The sequence below is a fragment of the Novosphingobium acidiphilum DSM 19966 genome (assembly GCF_000429005.1).
GTDB lineage: Bacteria > Pseudomonadota > Alphaproteobacteria > Sphingomonadales > Sphingomonadaceae > Novosphingobium > Novosphingobium acidiphilum.
The window spans coordinates 1-3624 of sequence record NZ_AUBA01000040.1 but is presented as its reverse complement, the minus strand read 5'-3'; the positions used below and the strand labels follow the sequence as shown (position 1 = coordinate 3624).

The following is a 3624-nucleotide window of genomic DNA, read 5'->3' as shown; positions in this document are numbered from 1 at the left end:
GACACGCGGATTATGATGCTAATGCTGGTCAAAAGCTGCGTTCATTTTCAATGGGTTAAACCCACCATTTTTGAACCGTGTGATATGCCGTGCCATCTTACCGTGTAATTTCAGATACTTGGCCGCGAAAACCGTGAGATAATGGTTTTGGGCCGGTTGGCCAGCGGGTTTACAGCGCCCTACAGCAGCCAAGCGCCAGGCCCGCTGCTCGACTGCGCTGTCGCTGGTTTGAACGCTGCGTGAGCCGGAAATGGGCGGAATTGACGCCACGACGAACGGTCGTGTGAAACGACTGATTGCCAAGCCATGTCGCGACACCGTCATTCAGGGCTTGATGGCAATGGCGTTGACCCAACGATCATCACGCCCCGGGCGCACATCAGCAGTCAGCCAAGTGTCCCGGACATTGAGACCCACAGCTTCTAGCAGATCGTGCATTTCGGCTTCGGTCACATCGGTGAAGGTTCGGCCGTCTAACTCTCGGGTCGTATCGCCCTGCTTCATTGAAAGGCACCATGCCCCGCCCGCAGCCAGAGCGCGGGCAAACCTGCCGAATGTATCGGGAAGATCAGGTCGCGCCACATGCAGCAAGCAGGCACTGGCCCAAATGCCGTCAAACTGAGCCTGCCAATCCATCTGCTCGAACGTCATGTGGTGTACTGAAAGCCCGGTATGATGGCTCGCGAGCCGAACCAACTCCACAGAGGCGTCAAAGGCTGTGACCAGATAGCCCGCATCTCCAAATGCCTTGGCATCGCGCCCGGAACCACAGCCGGCGTCGAGTACCGATCCGCCTGATCGAACATGCTGGAGGAAGCGATTGCGCAGAGCTTGCATGTCAGCCAGCACGGTGCTGTCGAAGTAGGACTGAGCGTTTTCGTTGTAGTACCCAACCGACATTAGAACGCTGCCTCCCCGCGCATTGCAGGCTCCCAGTGATGTATCCTTGCCATGGTAGCATTAGCATACGCGGCTTGCAGGAAGGACCGGCGCAGGGTTTCAGATGCGCCTGTTTGAGCTGCCAAGGTCGCAGCAAGGCGGTGCTTACCGTCGATGTAGAACTCGTTTCGGCGATGAAGGCGGTGGAGCAGGTGCAACGAGGGAATGAGGTCGAATTTCCCAGCAACGCCGCGATTGCAATGAGTGCAAGCCAGCACCAAGTTCCAGATTCCATCCACATTGGACATTTCTCGGCGCAGTGCCCATGGGAAGAAATGATCTACGTCCGCAAGCCCGTCACCGCCATTAATCGAGATGGGACCGAAGCAATAGAAGCACCGCCCCTTCTGATAACCGTTCAGCGTGTGGCGACATGAGCTGAGAGCAATGCGTCTGTCGGAACTACGGATCGACAACCCGCCAGTTTCAGCTTCAAACTCGACGAGCCCGGAATTGACGCCCAGCTCCCAGCCCGTTTCCACAACCCGCCACCGGGCTTCGATCTCAGCTGATAAATCGCCCGCAGTCGGAAGCTCACCCAGCTTGCGAAACTCATCGGTGAGCCTGATGCCTTTGGCCGTTTTGCGCTCGTCGATGAAGAACCGCCATTCAAGGCTGCGACCACTGAGGACATGAAAGGCGTCAATCACATCACCAAAACCATGCCGAGCCGTAATTTCGCGAAGTGCATCAGGCTCCAATTCACCACGATTGAAGCTCTCACAGCCTTCGCGAAGCGCCTTGTTGATGTTGGTTGCACCTTGCTTCGGGGCAGTTTTGAGGTGCTCGCAGAGGTTCAAGGCAAAGGGCAATGCCAGCTCATCGAGGCGCAAAAGATCGCCCGGTGTGGCCTTCAAGTCTAACAGCGCCTTGCCGAGCGCAAACTTGTATGAAGCCGTGTTCCGGCCCAGCAGGATAAGCGCCCGCCAGCGGTTTTCGGTGGTCGGCAATGTGTCGAGGAAGTGTGTCATCGCTGTATCTGGTATCAGCGAGGCGCTCAGCCAGCGTCAGCCAATGCAGCTTCCACGACCTCGGGAGATTTGGCGATGACCGTAAGCAGCACACGATGCGCAACGTCGATCTTGCGTCCTTGCTCCCATCCCTCAACGGTCCGTGCCGGGATGCCAAAGCGACGTTCAAAATCCTTGGTGCTCTTGGCCAGCGAACGGCGGATTTCCCGCACTCGCGCTGCGGGCATTGCTTCAACATGACGGCTTTCAAGGGCAAGCTTACCCTTGCGATGCGCGATTGCTTCACGCAGGCCAGCCTCAATCTCAAGGCCAAGTTCGGTTCGCTCAGTCATGGGTCAGTTCCTCAATCAATGCGCTGAACAGCTTCTTCTCGTCCGAAGTCAGATCCTCTTTGTCGGCTTTGGCGTATGCCACCAGAAGGTAGACAACCTCGTCCTCCAGCATCGCGTAATAGATCGTCCTGCCGCCACCGCTCTTGCCGCGACCACCATAGCCAAAGCGGATTTTGCGCAGGCCATTGGTGCCCCGAACGACAGCACCTGCCTCGGGCGCTCTGGCAATTGCATCTTCCATGGCGACAATGTCGCGGGATGTGGCACCGAGCTTCTTCAACCGCTTGAGCGCGGCTGCGTAGGCTGAGGTGCGGACAATCTCCATGTCAGATCGCTACGCTATCAGCGTATCTCAGTCAACAAAAATACGCTTCTAGCGTATCACCGCTGCCTCGTGTGCACATTCACACGGCGAACGGTCGTGTGACACGACTGATCTGGATCAGGTGCTGGCCTGCTTTTTGGCCGCGATCTGGAATTTCCGGCGTGTAGCCCACATCCGGTACTGCTCTTCCCAATCGGGCTGCACCGCGTGTGGGCATTTGGCGTAACTGGGAAACACGCCCCGAGCCGCATTCTCAGCGATCATCCGCCCACGATAGATCGCCCGGTTGGTCAGAAATTTCAGGGCAGCTCGGTCCTCAGTCTTTTCTCCGTGCCCCGGTTTGTCCGAAGGTTGCAGTCGCCCACTGTAGGTGCTGCTAATGTCTGTCAGCACGCCAAACCGGCAATCATGGGCAACGGGACAAACTGGCGCTGGCATTGAGCATTCTCGGCGGGATGCGTGTTGGTGAAATTGCGTCACTCAAAATGGGTGATGTGCGCGGCATTGATGGCAAGGCCGTTGAGGTCGTTCACCTGACAAAGCATCAAACCAAGGGCAATCGCTCCCGACGTGTTTTCCTAGCGGATGAACTGCGCCGGATAATCAACGGCTTCTTGAGCTACTCAATGAACGCGCCTGACGCAGCGCCATTGATTGCCAGTTCACGGACGCGGCGGCACATGTGCACCGTGACACTGAGTACCCGCCTGAAAGGCATTTATCGCGCTGCAGGCATCGACACATCAAGCCATGCGGGCAGGCGTACATTCGCCACGCGGAAAAATGAGATTGGCATTGGTATGGCCACGATCCAGCAACTCATGGGGCATTCCAGCATCCAGACCACCGCTCTCTACTGCCATGTGTCGGATGAGCAGCTCAGGAACGCCGCCAACGCGGGGTGATTTCCTAGAAGCCGATGGCTGCACGCCCGCTATGCCGTGTTCCATATGCCCGAACTAGCGGTGCCACGCGACCTATTCCGCCGTATTCTTGCCAACATCGCTGATCTGCGTTGTCGAGCACCGACCCAATGCTGACCGCAAGCTCTGAGCCC

General features: G+C 57.3%; 7 protein-coding genes. 1 reads left to right on the top strand and 6 read right to left on the bottom strand.

Going from position 1 to position 3624, the window contains the following annotated elements:
• Positions 1-18: 18 nt before the first annotated feature.
• The 6 genes from G404_RS20520 to G404_RS0117210 form a co-directional block, all read right to left on the bottom strand.
• A complete protein-coding gene (locus G404_RS20520; RefSeq protein ID WP_156906376.1) occupies positions 19-324 on the bottom strand; it encodes a hypothetical protein in 306 nt (101 codons plus the stop codon).
• Entirely contained in the window at positions 325-900 is a 576-nt protein-coding gene (locus G404_RS0117230) for a class I SAM-dependent methyltransferase (protein ID WP_028642158.1), read from the bottom strand.
• The gene (locus tag G404_RS0117225; protein WP_028642157.1) at positions 900-1910 is read right to left on the bottom strand and encodes an HNH endonuclease family protein; all 1011 of its coding nucleotides are present in this window, start codon (positions 1908-1910) and stop codon (positions 900-902) included. Before G404_RS0117225 ends, G404_RS0117230 begins: the two co-directional genes overlap by 1 nt.
• 26 nt (positions 1911-1936) lie before the next feature.
• Positions 1937-2242, bottom strand: coding sequence for a helix-turn-helix domain-containing protein (locus G404_RS0117220; RefSeq protein ID WP_028642156.1), 306 nt, complete (start codon positions 2240-2242; stop codon positions 1937-1939).
• Positions 2235-2567 (bottom strand): type II toxin-antitoxin system RelE/ParE family toxin, encoded by a 333-nt coding sequence (locus tag G404_RS0117215; RefSeq protein ID WP_028642155.1) that lies wholly within the window; start codon positions 2565-2567, stop codon positions 2235-2237. The genes G404_RS0117220 and G404_RS0117215 overlap by 8 nt, the downstream gene beginning before the upstream one ends.
• A gap of 117 nt (positions 2568-2684) precedes the next feature.
• A complete protein-coding gene (locus G404_RS0117210) occupies positions 2685-2960 on the bottom strand; it encodes a hypothetical protein (protein ID WP_028642154.1) in 276 nt (91 codons plus the stop codon).
• Between G404_RS0117210 and G404_RS19625 the strand changes: the two genes are divergently transcribed.
• On the top strand, positions 2951-3472 hold the full coding sequence (locus G404_RS19625) for a tyrosine-type recombinase/integrase (RefSeq protein WP_084601477.1): 522 nt from the start codon (positions 2951-2953) through the stop codon (positions 3470-3472). The two genes, G404_RS0117210 and G404_RS19625, sit on opposite strands and share 10 nt — an antisense overlap.
• Positions 3473-3624 lie beyond the last annotated feature (152 nt).